This is a genomic window from Pseudomonas sp. CMR5c (assembly GCF_003850545.1).
Taxonomy (GTDB): domain Bacteria; phylum Pseudomonadota; class Gammaproteobacteria; order Pseudomonadales; family Pseudomonadaceae; genus Aquipseudomonas; species Aquipseudomonas piscis.
The window spans coordinates 1,492,175-1,506,708 of the sequence record NZ_CP027705.1; the positions used below are offsets into that span (position 1 = coordinate 1,492,175).

General features: G+C 63.2%; 12 protein-coding genes. 6 read left to right on the top strand and 6 right to left on the bottom strand.

Annotation, left to right across the window (positions count from 1 at the left end; genetic code table 11):
- Positions 1–38: 38 nt before the first annotated feature.
- The 4 genes from C4K40_RS06910 to pcaC are packed head-to-tail and all read left to right on the top strand — an operon-like array spanning position 39 to position 3,965.
- Positions 39–1,334, top strand: coding sequence for an MFS family transporter (locus C4K40_RS06910; protein WP_031321069.1), 1,296 nt, complete (start codon positions 39–41; stop codon positions 1,332–1,334).
- Positions 1,335–1,379: 45 nt separating this feature from the next.
- Positions 1,380–2,744 (top strand): 3-carboxy-cis,cis-muconate cycloisomerase, encoded by a 1,365-nt coding sequence (locus C4K40_RS06915; RefSeq protein WP_053135472.1) that lies wholly within the window; start codon positions 1,380–1,382, stop codon positions 2,742–2,744.
- 11 nt (positions 2,745–2,755) lie between these two features.
- Positions 2,756–3,544 carry a 3-oxoadipate enol-lactonase gene (pcaD, locus tag C4K40_RS06920; RefSeq protein WP_053135469.1) on the top strand — a complete coding sequence of 263 codons (789 nt, stop codon included), beginning with the start codon at positions 2,756–2,758 and terminating at the stop codon, positions 3,542–3,544.
- A gap of 22 nt (positions 3,545–3,566) precedes the next feature.
- Complete coding sequence (pcaC, locus tag C4K40_RS06925) at positions 3,567–3,965, top strand: 4-carboxymuconolactone decarboxylase (RefSeq protein ID WP_053135466.1); 399 nt, start codon at positions 3,567–3,569, stop codon at positions 3,963–3,965.
- 86 nt (positions 3,966–4,051) lie between these two features.
- Here the strand turns inward: pcaC and adeC are convergent, their stop codons facing one another.
- The 3 genes from adeC to emhA are packed head-to-tail and all read right to left on the bottom strand — an operon-like array spanning position 4,052 to position 9,813.
- Entirely contained in the window at positions 4,052–5,515 is a 1,464-nt protein-coding gene (adeC, locus tag C4K40_RS06930; RefSeq protein ID WP_022642767.1) for an AdeC/AdeK/OprM family multidrug efflux complex outer membrane factor, read from the bottom strand.
- Complete coding sequence (locus tag C4K40_RS06935; protein WP_022642768.1) at positions 5,512–8,652, bottom strand: efflux RND transporter permease subunit; 3,141 nt, start codon at positions 8,650–8,652, stop codon at positions 5,512–5,514. The genes adeC and C4K40_RS06935 overlap by 4 nt, the downstream gene beginning before the upstream one ends.
- Positions 8,653–8,655: 3 nt before the next feature.
- The gene (gene emhA / locus C4K40_RS06940) at positions 8,656–9,813 is read right to left on the bottom strand and encodes an efflux RND transporter periplasmic adaptor subunit EmhA (protein WP_053135463.1); all 1,158 of its coding nucleotides are present in this window, start codon (positions 9,811–9,813) and stop codon (positions 8,656–8,658) included.
- A gap of 265 nt (positions 9,814–10,078) precedes the next feature.
- Between emhA and emhR the strand changes: the two genes are divergently transcribed.
- Together emhR and C4K40_RS06950 are read left to right on the top strand one after the other, a co-directional pair.
- Positions 10,079–10,711, top strand: a complete 633-nt coding sequence (gene emhR / locus C4K40_RS06945) for an efflux system transcriptional repressor EmhR (protein WP_022642770.1) — start codon at positions 10,079–10,081, stop codon at positions 10,709–10,711.
- 165 nt (positions 10,712–10,876) lie between these two features.
- Positions 10,877–11,761 (top strand): DMT family transporter, encoded by an 885-nt coding sequence (locus tag C4K40_RS06950; protein ID WP_053135460.1) that lies wholly within the window; start codon positions 10,877–10,879, stop codon positions 11,759–11,761.
- A gap of 71 nt (positions 11,762–11,832) precedes the next feature.
- Here the strand turns inward: C4K40_RS06950 and C4K40_RS06955 are convergent, their stop codons facing one another.
- The 3 genes from C4K40_RS06955 to C4K40_RS06965 are packed head-to-tail and all read right to left on the bottom strand — an operon-like array spanning position 11,833 to position 14,405.
- Positions 11,833–12,882: an alkene reductase gene (locus tag C4K40_RS06955; RefSeq protein WP_053135457.1), complete on the bottom strand. Its 1,050-nt coding sequence runs from the start codon at positions 12,880–12,882 to the stop codon at positions 11,833–11,835.
- Between the two features lie 35 nt (positions 12,883–12,917).
- The gene (locus tag C4K40_RS06960; RefSeq protein WP_053135454.1) at positions 12,918–14,084 is read right to left on the bottom strand and encodes an MFS transporter; all 1,167 of its coding nucleotides are present in this window, start codon (positions 14,082–14,084) and stop codon (positions 12,918–12,920) included.
- A gap of 18 nt (positions 14,085–14,102) precedes the next feature.
- The gene (locus C4K40_RS06965) at positions 14,103–14,405 is read right to left on the bottom strand and encodes a helix-turn-helix transcriptional regulator (protein ID WP_022642772.1); all 303 of its coding nucleotides are present in this window, start codon (positions 14,403–14,405) and stop codon (positions 14,103–14,105) included.
- Positions 14,406–14,534 lie beyond the last annotated feature (129 nt).

Sequence of the window (14,534 nt, forward strand, 5' to 3'; positions counted from 1 at the left end):
ATGTCTAGACTGACACTGTCCCCCATGAGTGAAAAGACATGACTACAACTACAAGTCACTACACCGGAGAGGAACGCAGCAAAAGGATCTTTGCCATTGTCGGTGCTTCATCCGGCAACCTGGTGGAATGGTTCGACTTCTATGTCTACGCCTTCTGCGCCATTTATTTCGCCCCGGCGTTCTTTCCCTCGGACGACCCCACGGTGCAGTTGCTCAACACCGCTGGGGTGTTCGCCGCCGGATTCCTGATGCGCCCGATCGGCGGCTGGTTGTTCGGCCGGGTCGCCGACCGCCACGGGCGCAAGAACTCGATGATGATCTCGGTGCTGATGATGTGCGCCGGCTCCCTGGTCATCGCCTTCCTGCCGACCTATGCCAGCATCGGTGCCTGGGCGCCGTTCCTGCTGCTGATGGCGCGGCTGTTCCAGGGGTTGTCGGTGGGCGGCGAGTACGGCACCACCGCCACCTACATGAGCGAGGTGGCGCTCAAGGGCCAGCGTGGTTTCTTCGCGTCATTCCAGTATGTGACCCTGATCGGCGGGCAACTGCTGGCGGTGCTGGTGCTGGTGATCATCCAGCAGTTCCTCGACGAGGCCGAGCTCAAGGCCTGGGGCTGGCGCATTCCGTTCGTGATCGGCGCCATCGCGGCCTTGATCTCGTTGCTGCTGCGCCGTTCGCTGAAGGAAACCAGCAGCCGGCAAACCCGCGAGGACAAGAACGCCGGCAGTGTCGCCGCGCTGTTCAAGCACCATTCGGCGGCCTTCATCACGGTGCTGGGCTACACCGCCGGTGGTTCGCTGATCTTCTACACCTTCACCACCTACATGCAGAAATACCTAGTGAACACCGCCGGCATGCACGCCAAGACCGCCAGCTATGTCATGACTGGCGCCTTGTTCCTGTACATGTGCATGCAACCGCTGTTCGGCATGCTCGCCGACCGCATCGGCCGGCGTAACTCGATGCTCTGGTTCGGCGCGCTGGGGACATTGTTCACGGTGCCACTCCTGCTGGCCCTGAAGACCGTCAGCAGCCCGCTCCTGGCGTTCGTGCTGATTACCCTGGCGCTGGCCATCGTCAGTTTCTACACCTCCATCAGCGGCCTGGTGAAGGCCGAGATGTTCCCGCCCGAGGTCCGGGCGCTGGGCGTGGGGCTGGCCTATGCGGTGGCCAATGCGATCTTCGGTGGTTCGGCGGAATGGGTGGCCCTGAACTTCAAGAACATGGGCATGGAAAACACTTTCTACTGGTACGTTACGGTGATGATGGCCATCGCCTTCCTGTTCAGCCTGCGATTGCCCAGGCAGGCCGCCTACCTGCACCACGATCTTTGAACCACGAGCCTGCGCCCGGGTGGACGCAGGCTGCCAAGGACCCTTATGACCCTAGCTGCGAGCAACCAGCTGTTCGATGCCTATTTCACCGCCCGGCCAATGCGCAGGGTGTTCTGCGACCAGGGGCGGATCCAGGCCATGCTCGATTTCGAAGCCGCCCTGGCCCGGGCCGAGGCCCGGGTGGGGTTGATCCCGGCCAGCGCCGTCGCGCCGATCGAGGCCGCCTGCCAGGCCGAGCTGTATGACTTGCAGGCCCTGGGCGAGGCCATAGTCACGGCGGGCAACCCGGCCATCCCGCTGGTCAAGGCCCTGGGCCGGCAAGTGGCTGCAAACGCCTGCGAAGCCGAGCGCCATGTGCACCTGGGCGCCACCAGCCAGGATGTGATGGACACTGGCCTGGTGCTGCAACTGCGCAGCGCCCTGGACCTGCTGGAACACGACCTTGAGCGCCTGGGCCAGTGCCTGGTGGCCCAGGCCGAGCGATACGCCGACCTGCCCCTGGCGGGCCGGACCTGGCTGCAACATGCCACTCCAGTCACGCTGGGCATGAAGATCGCCGGTTGGCTGGGGGCGGTGACCCGCAGCCGCGAACGCTTGCAGCAACTCAAGCCGCGCTTGCTGGTGCTGCAATTCGGTGGTGCCTCCGGGACCCTGGCGGCCTTGGGCGAGCAAGCGCTACCGGTGGCTCGGGCCCTGGCCGAGGAGCTGCGCCTGGGCCTGCCGGAGCAACCCTGGCACACCCAGCGTGATCGCCTGGTGGAGTTCGCCTCGACCCTCGGCCTGTTGGCCGGCAGCCTGGGCAAGCTGGGCCGGGATATCAGCCTGCTGATGCAGACCGAGGCGGCGGAGGTATTCGAGCCGGCGGCGGCGGGCAAGGGCGGTTCCTCGACCATGCCGCACAAGCGCAATCCGGTGGGCTCGGCGGTGCTGATCAGCGCCGCGACCCGGGTTCCGGGGTTGCTGGCGACACTGTTTTGCGCCATGCCCCAGGAGCACGAGCGCAGCCTGGGGCTGTGGCATGCAGAATGGGAAACCCTGCCGGAGATCTGCTGCCTGGTATCCGGTGCCCTGCACCAGGCCCTGTCACTGGCCGAGGGCCTGGAGGTGGATCGCCAGCGCATGGCGCACAACCTCCAGTTGACCCAGGGGCTGGTTCTGGCCGAGGCGGTGAGCATGGCCCTGGCCCAGCGCCTGGGGCGCGAGACCGCCCACCACCTGCTGGAACAATGCTGCAAGCGCGCGGTGGCCGAGCAACGCCACCTGCGCGGGGTATTGGGCGAGGATCCCCAGGTCAGTGCCGAGCTGTCGGCGCTGGAGCTGGATCGCCTGCTGGATCCGGCGCATTACCTGGGCCAGGCCAAGACCTGGGTCGAGCGCGCCGTGGCTGAACATTTTGCCTTGAAGGCCTGAAGGAGATTGCCGTGGGATTCGTGAAACTCGCCGGGGGCGAACTGCATTATCAACTGGAGGGGCCGGAGCAGGCGCCGGTGCTGGTGTTGTCCAACTCTTTGGGTACCAACCTGCACATGTGGGACAGGCAGATGCCGCTCTTCACCGAGCATTTTCGGGTCCTGCGCATGGATACCCGTGGCCATGGCCGGTCCCTGGTCACCGCGGGGCCCTACAGCATCGAGCAACTGGGGCGCGATGTACTGGCGTTGCTCGATGCCCTGGATATCCCGCGTGCGCATTTTTGCGGCCTGTCCATGGGCGGGTTGATCGGCCAGTGGCTGGGGATTCATGCCGGCGAGCGCCTGGGCAAGCTGGTGGTGTGCAACACCGCGGCCAAGATCGGCGACCCTTCGGTGTGGAACCCGCGGATCGAGACGGTGCTGCGTGACGGCCAGGCCGCCATGGTGGCGCTACGGGATGCGTCCATCGCCCGCTGGTTCACCCCGGACTACGCCGAGGCCCATCCGGACCAGGCCAAGCTGATCACCGACATGCTGGCCGCCACTTCGCCCGAGGGCTACGCGGCCAACTGCGCCGCAGTGCGCGATGCCGACCTGCGCGAGCACCTGGCGGCGATCAAGGTGCCGACCCTGGTGATCGCCGGCAGCGACGATGCCGTCACCCCCCCGGCTGGCGGGCACTTCATCCAGCAGCGGGTGCAGGGCGCCGAGTACGCCGAGTTCCGCGCCGCACATCTGTCCAACGTCCAGGCCGGGGATGCCTTCAGCACCCGGGTCCTGGATTTCCTGCTGGCCTGAACGGTCGCCCAAGGAGCCATTCGTGGACGAAAAACAACGTTATGCCGAAGGCCTGCAGGTGCGTCGCGCGGTGCTGGGCGAGGCCCATGTCGAGCGCAGCCTGGCAGCCCTGACCGAGTTCAACTCGGAGTTCCAGGACATGATCACTCGTCATGCCTGGGGGGATATCTGGACCCGTCCGGGACTGCCCCGGCATACCCGCAGCCTGGTCACCATCGCCATGCTGATCGGCATGAACCGCAACGAGGAACTCATGCTGCATCTGCGGGCGGCCGCCAACAACGGCGTGAGCCGGGGCGAGATCAAGGAGGTGATCATGCAAAGCGCGATCTACTGCGGGATTCCTGCGGCCAACGCCACCTTTCACCTGGCCGAGTCGGTGTGGGATGAACTGGGAGTGGAGTCGCGCCAGGCGCCGTAGGCGAGGGCGGGGCGGTCGACCTTGGCCGTGGACTGCAAACGAAAAACCCACCGTGAGGTGGGTTTTTCATGCAGCCGGTTCAGGCTTCAGAACAGATGCAGCTCAGGGGCTTTCTTTTCCGCCGTTTGCTCGTTCTTCGCGCTTTGCTCGCTCCAGCCACCGCCGAGGGCCTTGTACAGGTTGACCTCGCTGGTCAGCTGCGCCAGGCGGTCGGTGATCAGCGCTTGTTGGGCGCTGAACAGCGAGCGCTGGGCGTCGAGGAAGGTCAGGTTGCTGTCGACCCCGATGCGGTAGCGGCGCTCGGCCAGACGGTAGTAGTCCTGGTTGGCGCTGACGAAATCACGCTGGGCCTGCAACTGCTGGTTGTAGGTCTGGCGTGCGGCCAAGCCATCGGAGACTTCCTGGAAGGCGGTCTGGATGGACTTCTCGTACTGGGCGACGCTGATGTCCTTCTGGATCTTGGAGTAGTCCAGACTGGCGCGCAGGCTGCCGGCGTTGAAGATCGGCAGGCTGATCTGCGGCTGGAACAACCAGGTACCCGAGCCACCCTTGAACAGGCCGGAGAGATCCGGGCTCAGGCTGCCGGCGTTGGCCGTCAGGCTGATGCGCGGGAAAAACGCCGCGCGAGCCGCGCCGATATTGGCGTTGGCCGCCTTGAGCTTGTACTCGGCCTCGAGGATATCCGGACGCCGTTGCAGCAGCTCCGACGGCAGGCCGGCCGGCAACTCGCTCAGCAGGTCGGCCGACAGCGGCTGGGCCGCCGGCAGGTTGGCCGGGATCGCGGTGCCCAGCAGCAGGGTCAGGCTGTTTTCATCCTGGGCTACCTGGCGGGTGTAGCGCGCCAGTTGCACCCGGGCGTTTTCCACGGAGGTACGCGACTGGCTCAGGTCCAGGGCCGAGGCGACCCCGACCTCGTTGCTGCGCGAAGTCAGACGGTAGCTTTCCTCGTAGGTCGCCAGGGTTTCCTGGGTCAGCTTCAGCAGCTCCTTGTCGGCCTGCCAGGTGATGTAGGCATTGGCGACGCTGGCCACCAGGCTGATCTGGGTGCTGCGCCGGGCTTCTTCAGTGGAGAAGTAGTTCTGCAGCGCTTGCTCGCTCAGGCTGCGCACGCGACCGAACAGGTCCAGCTCGTAGGCGCTGATGCCCACGGTAGCCGAGTGCTGGCCGGAGATCCGGTCATCGCCGGTCCCCGATACCCGGGCCGGCAGGCGCTGGCGCTGGCCGCTGACGTTGGCGGAAATAGCGGGGAACAGGTCCGCCCGCTGGATCTGGTACTGCGCGGCATAGGCATCGATGTTCAGCGCCGCGACCTTCAGGTCGCGGTTGTTTTCCAGGGCGACCTGGACCAGCTGCTGCAGGGCCGGGTCATGGAAGAACTGCCGCCAGCCTTGTTCGGCGGCCGCCACGTTGGCGGCCTCCTTTGGCGAATAGGCCGGGCCTTGGGGGAATTGCGCCGCCACCGGCGCGTCCGGGCGCTGATAATCCGGTATCAGCGAGCAACCACTTAGCGCGATGGCGGTGATTGCCAGGGAGAGTAGCGACTTGCTCATTGGCCAGCCTCATTAGAATTTGCTGTGGTTTCTGATTGGTCCGCTTTCCTGCGGCCCATGGACGACACGACGACGAAGAACAGCGGGACCCAGAAGATCGCCAGGATCGTCGCGGTAAGCATACCGCCAATCACGCCGGTACCGATTGCATGCTGGCTACCCGCACCAGCGCCGCTGGAGGTGGCCAGAGGCACGACCCCGAGGACGAAGGCCAAAGAAGTCATGATGATCGGCCGCAGACGCATGCGGCAGGCTTCGACCGCGGCGTCGATCAGGGAGCGGCCCTGTTCGTGCAGTTCCTTGGCGAACTCGACGATCAGGATGGCGTTCTTCGCCGCGAGCCCGATGGTCACCAACAGACCTACCTGGAAGTACACGTCGTTGGACAAGCCGCGCAGGCTGGTAGCCATCAGCGCGCCGATGATCCCCAGTGGCACCACCAGCATGACCGCGATCGGAATCGACCAGCTTTCATACAGGGCTGCCAGGCACAGGAACACCATCAGCAGGGACAGGGCGTACAGCGCTGGCGCCTGGGAACCCGACAGGCGTTCCTCGTAGGACAGGCCGGTCCAGGAAATACCGACACCTGGTGGCAGCTTGGCGGCTATGGCTTCGACCTCGGCCATGGCTTCACCGGTGGTGTAGCCAGGAGCCGGAGAACCGAGGATCTCCATGGCCTCCACGCCGTTGTAGCGAGCCAGCTTCGGCGAACCGTAGATCCATTCGCCCTTGGCGAAGGACGAGAACGGCACCATGGTTCCGGCACTGTTGCGCACGTACCACTTCTTCAGGTCCTCGGGGCTCATGCGAGCACCGGGTTGGCCCTGGACGTACACCTTCTTCACCCGACCACGGTCGATGAAGTCGTTGACGTAGCTACTACCCAAGGCGATCGACAAGGTGCTGTTGATATCGCTCAGGGTCACGCCCAGGGCACTGGCACGCTCGTCGTCGATGGTCAGCTGGTACTGTGGTTCATCGTTAAGGCCGTTCGGACGGACCTGGGCCAGCACCTTGCTCTGGGCTGCCATGCCGAGGAACTGGTTGCGTGCCGCCATCAGTTTTTCGTGGCCGATGCCGGCGCGGTCCTGGAGGAACACGTCGAAACCGGTGGCGTTACCCAGCTCCAGTACCGCCGGAGGAGCGAAGGCGAACACCATCGCGTCACGGAAGCTGAAGAAGTGCATCTGTGCACGCTGGGCCAGGTTGAACACGCTGTTTTCCGCAGAGCGTTCGCCCCATGGCTTGAGCATGATGAAGGCCATGCCCGAACTCTGGCCACGACCGGCGAAGTTGAAGCCGTTCACGGTGAACACCGAGGCGACGGTGTCCTTTTCCTTGTCCAGCAGGTAGGAACGCATTTCGTCGACCACCACCTGGGTCCGCTCGGCACTGGAGCCGGCTGGTGTCTGGACCTGGGCGAACAGTACGCCCTGGTCTTCTTCCGGCAGGAACGCGGTCGGGATACGGGTGAACAGCCACATCATGCCCACCACGATCAGCAGGTAGGCCAGAAGGTACGGCGCCTTGTGCCGCAGGATGCTGGCGACGCCGCGCTCGTAGCGCTTCACGCTGTAGTCGAAGCTGCGGTTGAACCAGCCGAAGAAGCCGCGCTTCTCGCCATGGCCTTCAGGGATGGCCTTGAGCATGGTGGCGCACAGGGCCGGGGTGAAGATCAGGGCAACCAGTACCGACAGGGCCATGGCCGAAACCACGGTGATCGAGAACTGCTTGTAGATCACGCCGGTGGAGCCGCTGAAGAACGCCATCGGTAGCAGTACCGCAGACAGCACCAGGGCGATACCCACCAGGGCGCCCTGGATCTGGCCCATGGATTTCTTGGTCGCTTCCTTGGGTGACAGTCCTTCCTCCTGCATCACCCGTTCGACGTTTTCCACCACGACGATGGCGTCGTCCACCAGCAAGCCGATGGCCAGCACCATGCCGAACATGGTCAGGGTGTTGATGCTGAAACCGGCCGCCGCGAGGATGCCGAAGGTGCCCAGCAATACCACCGGTACCGTCATGGTGGTAATCACCGTGGCACGGAAGTTCTGCAGGAACAGGAACATCACCAGGAACACCAGCACGATGGCTTCCACCAGCGTGTGCACCACGCTCTTGATGGATTCGGTCACCACTGGGGTGGTGTCGTACGGGAATACCACCTTCATGCCTGGCGGGAAGAAGGGCTCCAGGTCGCTGATGGTCTTGCGCAGCGCCTTGGCGGTATCCAGGGCGTTGGCGCCGTTGGCCAGTTTCACCGCCAGGCCGGAAGCCGGGTTGCCGTTGAACTGGGCGCTGATGGCGTAGTTCTCACCGCCAAGCGCCACGTCCGCGACATCGCCCAGGCGTACTTGCGAACCATCCTTGTTGACCTTCAGCAGGATCGCCTTGAACTGCTCTGCAGTCTGCAGGCGGGTCTTGCCGATGATGGTGGCGTTCAGCTGTTGGCCAGGCATGGCCGGCAGGCCGCCGAGCTGGCCAGAGGACACCTGGACGTTCTGCGCGGCGACCGCGGTCTTCACGTCCACCGGGGTCAGGTTGTAGTTGTTCAGCTTGGCCGGGTCGAGCCAGATCCGCATGGCGTACTGGGCACCGAACACCTGGAAGTCACCGACGCCCGGGGTCCGGGAGATCGGGTCCTGCATGTTCGACACGATGTAGTTCGACAGGTCGTCCTTGGACATGCTGCCGTCCTCGGAAACCACGCCGATCACCAAGAGGAAGTTCTTCACCGCCTTGGTCACGCGGATACCCTGTTGCTGTACTTCTTGCGGCAGCAGCGGGGTGGCCAGGTTGAGCTTGTTCTGCACCTGGACCTGCGCGGTATCGGAGTTGGTGCCTTGCTCGAAGGTCGCGGTGATGGTCATGCTGCCGTCGGAGTTACTTTCCGAGGACACATAACGCAGGTTGTCGATGCCGTTGAGTTGTTGCTCGATCACCTGGACCACGGTGTCCTGCACGGTCTGCGCCGAGGCGCCCGGATAGGTCACGGAGATCGCGATCGAGGGCGGCGCGATGCTCGGGTACTGGTTGATCGGCAGTTTGAGGATCGCTAGAGCCCCGACCAACATGATCACCAGGGCGATAACCCAGGCGAAGATCGGACGGTCGATAAAGAATTTCGACATGGTTTACTCCCCTTTGCCGCCTGCAGTCTTGCCAGTTGCCTGGGCAGGGGCCGGGTTCTTCGCAGATACGTTGGTGGCTTCGGTGGCCTTGACCTCGATGCCGGGCTTGACGAACTGCAGGCCTTCGGTGATCAGGCGATCGCCGGCCTTCAGGCCATCTTCCACCAGCCACTGGCTGCCGACGGTGCGGCTGGCCTTGAGCTGGCGCAGCTCGACCTTGTTGTCGGCACCTACCACAAGGGCGGTCGGAGTGCCCTTGAGGTCACGGGTCACGCCTTGCTGTGGCGCCAGGATCGCCGCGCTGTTGACCCCGGCTTGCAGCTGGGCATGCACGAACATGCCGGGCAGCAGGGTGTGCTCAGGGTTCGGGAACACCGCACGCAGGGTCACCGAGCCGGTGGTCTCGTCCACCGAGACTTCGGAGAATTCCAGCTTGCCGTCGAGCTTGTACTGGCTACCGTCTTCCAGGGTCAGCTTGACCTTGGCGGCGTTGTCACCAACTTTCTGCAGGCGTCCGCTTTCCAGCTCGCGACGCAGCTCCAGCAGTTCCACCGAGGACTGGGTGACGTCGACGTAGATCGGATCCAGCTGCTGGATCACCGCCATGGCAGTGGCCTGGCCATTGCTCACCAGGGCACCTTCAGTGACCGAGGAGCGGCCGATACGACCGGTCAGCGGCGACAGCACCTTGGTGTAGCGCAGGTTGATCTGGGCATTTTGCAGCGAGGCCTCGGACTGCAGGCGGTTGGCCACGGCAGTGTCGTATTCCTGGCGGCTCACGGCTTGCTCGTTGACCAGCTGCTTGTAGCGATCGGAAATCGAGCGGGTCGATTGCAGGTTCGCCTCAGCGCTCTTCAGCGTAGCTTCATAGATCGATGGGTCGATCTGATAGAGCTGCTGGCCTTCCTTCACATCACCGCCTTCCTTGAACAGGCGTTTGAGGATGATCCCGTTTACCTGTGGACGAACTTCGGCGATACGGAACGCAGTGGTCCGGCCCGGGAGTTCGGAAGTCAAGGTAAAGGCTTGTGGTTGCAGGGTGACGACGCCGACCTGAGGTGCTTGAGGGGCGGGTGCCGCCTCTTCCTTTTTACATCCGCTGAGCAGCGATGCCAGGGCGACGGCAGTGACCAGAGCGGTAACAGCTGGCTTGAGTTGCATGAAGATCCTCGGGTCAGGCACGCGAGATGCGCACAAGAAAAGTGGAAAGGTAAAAAGAGTTGGCTGAGTGGATAAGTAGCTTGCTAAGGAATATACTTACGTGCATGTCTGTTTGTAAATACCTTGGTGGCGTACCCATCCGGTTACAAAAGCTCCCGCAAGTGTTGAATTGTAGGTTGGGTAAACGGCACTCGAGATGTCGTTCCATATTTATTCAGAAGGTCTTTGCGCATCGCTGAAAGATCCTGATCGAGGTTTTACTGCCATGGTCCGTCGTACCAAAGAGGAAGCTCAAGAAACCCGCGCCCAGATACTCGAGGCGGCCGAGAAGGCCTTTTACGAGCGGGGCGTGGCGCGGACCACCCTGGCCGATATCGCGACGCTGGCGGGAGTCACGCGTGGCGCGATCTACTGGCATTTCAGCAACAAGGCCGACCTGGTCCAGGCCATGCTCGACAGCCTGCACGAACCCTTGGGCGAGATGGCGGCCGCCAGCGAGGATGTGGATGAAGTGGACCCTCTGGGTTGGATGCGCAAATTGCTCATTCACTTGTTTCATCAAGTTGCCCTGGACCCGAAAACCCGACGCATCAATGAAATTCTGTTTCATAAGTGCGAGTTCACCGATGAAATGTGCGACCTGCGTCGTCAGCGCCGCGCGGCCAGCCTGGAGTGCAACCTGCATATCGAACTGACGTTGAGCAACGCGGTGAATCGTGGGCAGTTGCCCGAAGATCTCGATACAAGGCGGGCAGCCATCAGCATGCGGGCCTTTGTCGATGGTCTTCTCTACCAGTGGTTGTTGGCCCCGGACAGCTTTGTCCTGCATACCGAGGCGGAGCGCTGGGTCGATATCGGGCTGGATATGTTGCGCCTGAGTCCGAACCTTCGTCATTAAGACAAAATGCGTAATTGAATCTGGTTATGTCAAGATCTGCGCAATGAAGCCATGCATCCCCGGACCACAGGGTCGAAACGGGGGGGGCATTTATATACCGGGCCGGCCCTGTCTTGATAGATAGCGAGCTATGTATTTTGTAGGCAATTTGTTGCGGGGATGTGAATGAGTGTGAGCCCTTCACCATTCAAAGGCGCGGATCATCCCCTGAAGGGTATCGTCCTGATTTGCCTGGCGGTCCTGCTCTTCGCCAGCCACGACACACTGTCCAAGTACCTCTCGGCCTTCTATCCGATCGTGATGGTGGTCTGGGCCCGCTATGTGGTCCATACCCTGTTGATGCTGGTGGTGTTCGTGCCGCGCAGTGGTTTTTCCGCCGTGGTGCGGACCAAGCGTCCCGGCCTGCAATTGCTGCGGGCCCTGTGCATGATCGGCACCAGCCTGCTGTTCACCACCGGCCTGCGCTATATCCCCCTGGCTGAAGCCACCGCGGTCAACTTCCTCGCGCCATTGCTTGTCACCGCCTTGTCCGTGCCGTTCCTGGGTGAGCGGGTCAGCCGCGCCCAGTGGCTGGCGGTGCTGATCGGCTTCGTTGGCGTGCTGATCGTGGTGCGCCCCGGTGGTTCGCTGTTCACCCCGGCGATCCTCTTTCCCCTGGGATCGGCGCTGTGCTTCGGCTTCTATCAATTGCTGACCCGCAAACTCAGCGGCATCGATAGCCCGACCACCAGCAACTTCCTCATCGGCATCATCAACAGCCTGATCATGAGCGCGTTGTTGCCGTTCTTCTGGAGCACTCCGAGCCTGGTCCATGGCCTGTTCATGATCGGCCTGGGCGCCTGTGGCATGTTCGGCCACCTGCTGCTGACCCAGGCGTTCCGCCATGCCGCTCCGGCGATGCTGGCGCCCTTCAGTTACGGGCAGATCCTGTTCGCCGGAATGTACGGCTACCTGATCTTCGGCCATACCCCGGACAGCTACGGCCTGGTAGGCATCGCGGTGATCTGCTTCAGTGGCCTGGCCGTGGCCTGGGCCCAGCGCAAACGCTGATCCTCACGGCATACAGGCAGGCAATAAAAAGCCCCGGGTCTGGTGAACCGGGGCTTTTTCATGGGCAATGCTTACAGCATCGGGTAGTCGATGTAGCCGACCGGGCCCTTGGCATAGAAGGTCTCAGGATGCGGTTCGTTCAGTGGCGCATCGGCTTTCAGGCGGGCCGGCAGGTCCGGGTTGGCGATGAAGGGGACGCCGAAGGCCACCGCGTCGGCCTTGCCTTCGGCCAGCCAGGCATTGGCGCTGTCCTTGGTGAAACGCTCGTTGGCGATGTACAGGCCGCCGAAGGCTTCCTTGAGCCGTGGGCCCAGGCTGTCGGTGCCTTCCTTCTCGCGGGCACAGATGAAGGCGATGCCGCGCTTGCCCAACTCACGAGCGACATACAGGAAGGTCTGCGCCAGGTCGGCATCCCCCATGTCGTGCAGGTCGGCTCGTGGCGACAGGTGCACGCCGACGCGGCCGGCACCCCAGATCTCGATCATCGCATCGGTCACTTCCAGCAGCAGGCGAGCACGGTTCTCCAGGGAGCCGCCGTATTGGTCTGTACGCTGGTTGGTGGTGCTCTGCAGGAACTGGTCCAGCAGGTAACCGTTGGCTGCGTGGACTTCCACTCCGTCGAAACCGGCGGCCTTGGCATTTTCCGCACCGACTCGGTAGGCCTCGATCACATCGGCGATCTCGGCGGTTTCCAGGGCTCGCGGAGTAGGGAAGTCGGCCAGCGGGCGCACCAGGCTGACGTGGCCCTTGGGCTGGATGGCGCTGGGGCCTACCGGGGTTTCGCCGTCCAGGTAGGAAGGATGGGAAATCCGCCCCACGTGCCACAGCTGCATGAAGATCTTGCCGCCGGCGCCGTGCACCGCCTTGGTCACGTTGGCCCAGCCACGGACCTGGTCGTTGGACCAGATGCCGGGAGTATCCGGGTAGCCCACGCCCATCGGCGTCACCGAGGTGGCTTCGCTGAGGATCAGCCCGGCCGAGGCCCGCTGCACGTAGTACTCGGCCATCAGGGCGTTGGGCACCCGGCCAGCGTCGGCGCGGCAGCGGGTCAGCGGCGCCATGATGATGCGGTTGGACAGTTCGAGGTCGCCGAGCTTGATCGGATCAAAGAGAGTCGTCATGGGGTACAGCCTTCTTCTAAGGGGTAGGGAAGCTATCAGTGGGTTGCCGGAGCCAGTTCGGCGTTGCCGCCCTGGCGGAAAGTGATCAGCGTTACCAGCAGGGCCAGGATCGCCAGCGCCGCGGCTGCCAGCGGCACGCTGGTGAGGCCGAAACCGTGGGCGATGACGCTGCCGCCGACCCAGGCGCCCAGGGCGTTGCCGATATTGAAGGCGCCGATGTTCAGGGTCGAAACCAGATTGGGTGCGGCCTTGCCGAAGGTCACCACGTTGACCTGCAGGGCCGGGACCGCGGCGAAGGAGGCGGTGGCCCAGAGGAACAGAGTGATCTCCGTGGGGATCAGCGCCACGCTGGTCCAGGTCAGCACCGTGGAGACCACGGCCATGGCGGCGAATACACCCACCAGGGTGGCCCCCAGGCGCTTGTCGGCCATCTTGCCGCCGATGATGTTGCCCAGCGTCAGGCCCAGGCCGATCAGCAGCAGGGTCCAGGTCACGCCCTTGGGCGACACCCCAGTCACATCGCCCAGCAGCGGCGCGACATAGGTGAACAGGGTGAACATCGACGCCGCGAACAATGCGGTCATGCCCAGGGACAACCAGATCCCGGCACCCTTGAGGGCTGCCAGCTCCGCACGCATGTCGAGCTTTTCCTCATCGCGCTTGGCCGGTAGGAACCGCAGCAGGCCGAACAGCGCCACCACGCCGATCACGGTCACCGCCCAGAAGGTCGAGCGCCAACCGGCTTCCTGGCCCAGCGCAGTTCCCAGGGGAACGCCGAGCACGTTGGCCAGCGTCAGGCCAGTGAACATCAGGGCCACGGCCGAAGCACGCTTGTTGGCTGGCACCAGGCCGGCGGCCACTACAGAACCGATACCGAAGAAGGCACCGTGGCACAGCGCCGTGATTACCCGTGCGAACATCAGCACGTTGTAGTCACTGGCCAGTGCACACAGCAGGTTGCCGATAATGAAGATCCCCATCAGCGTCACCAGGGCGGCCTTGCGTGGCAGCCGGGCAGTAGCCAGGGCCATGAACGGCGCGCCGATGGCCACGCCCAGGGCGTAGCCGGTCACCAGCCAGCCGGCACCTGGAATCGATACCCCGAGGTCCGCCGCGACATCGGGCAGCAGGCCCATGATGACGAACTCGGTGGTGCCGATGGCGAAGGCACTCAGGGCCAGGATGAGAAGCGAGAGGGGCATTATCGGGTCCTTGTCAGGTCAGAGCTGTTGGCTCATTTGCGTGAGGAACTGCTGGATGGTTTCTTCGTTGCGTTTGAAAAAATGCCATTGGCCGACTTTGCGGCTGCTGACCAGGCCGGCACGCTGCAGGGTCGCCAGGTGAGCCGAGACGGTCGACTGCGACAGGCCGCAGCGTTGGTCGATCTGCCCGGCGCATACACCGTGCTCGTTACTGTGGGCCTGGTCGGGGAATTCGACTGCCGGATCTTTCAGCCAGTGCAGGATTTCCCTGCGAACCGGATGCGCCAGGGCTTTTATTATTTCGTCGAGGTCGATGGACATGGCATTGCTCGCTTTTCCATGAAACGTTGTATCGCGATGAGGCGAAATTTAAATCGTTATTTCGCGATATACCAATATGATTTTGATCTTAGCTCAGTCTTTATCGGCATATCGGGTTATAACGATATG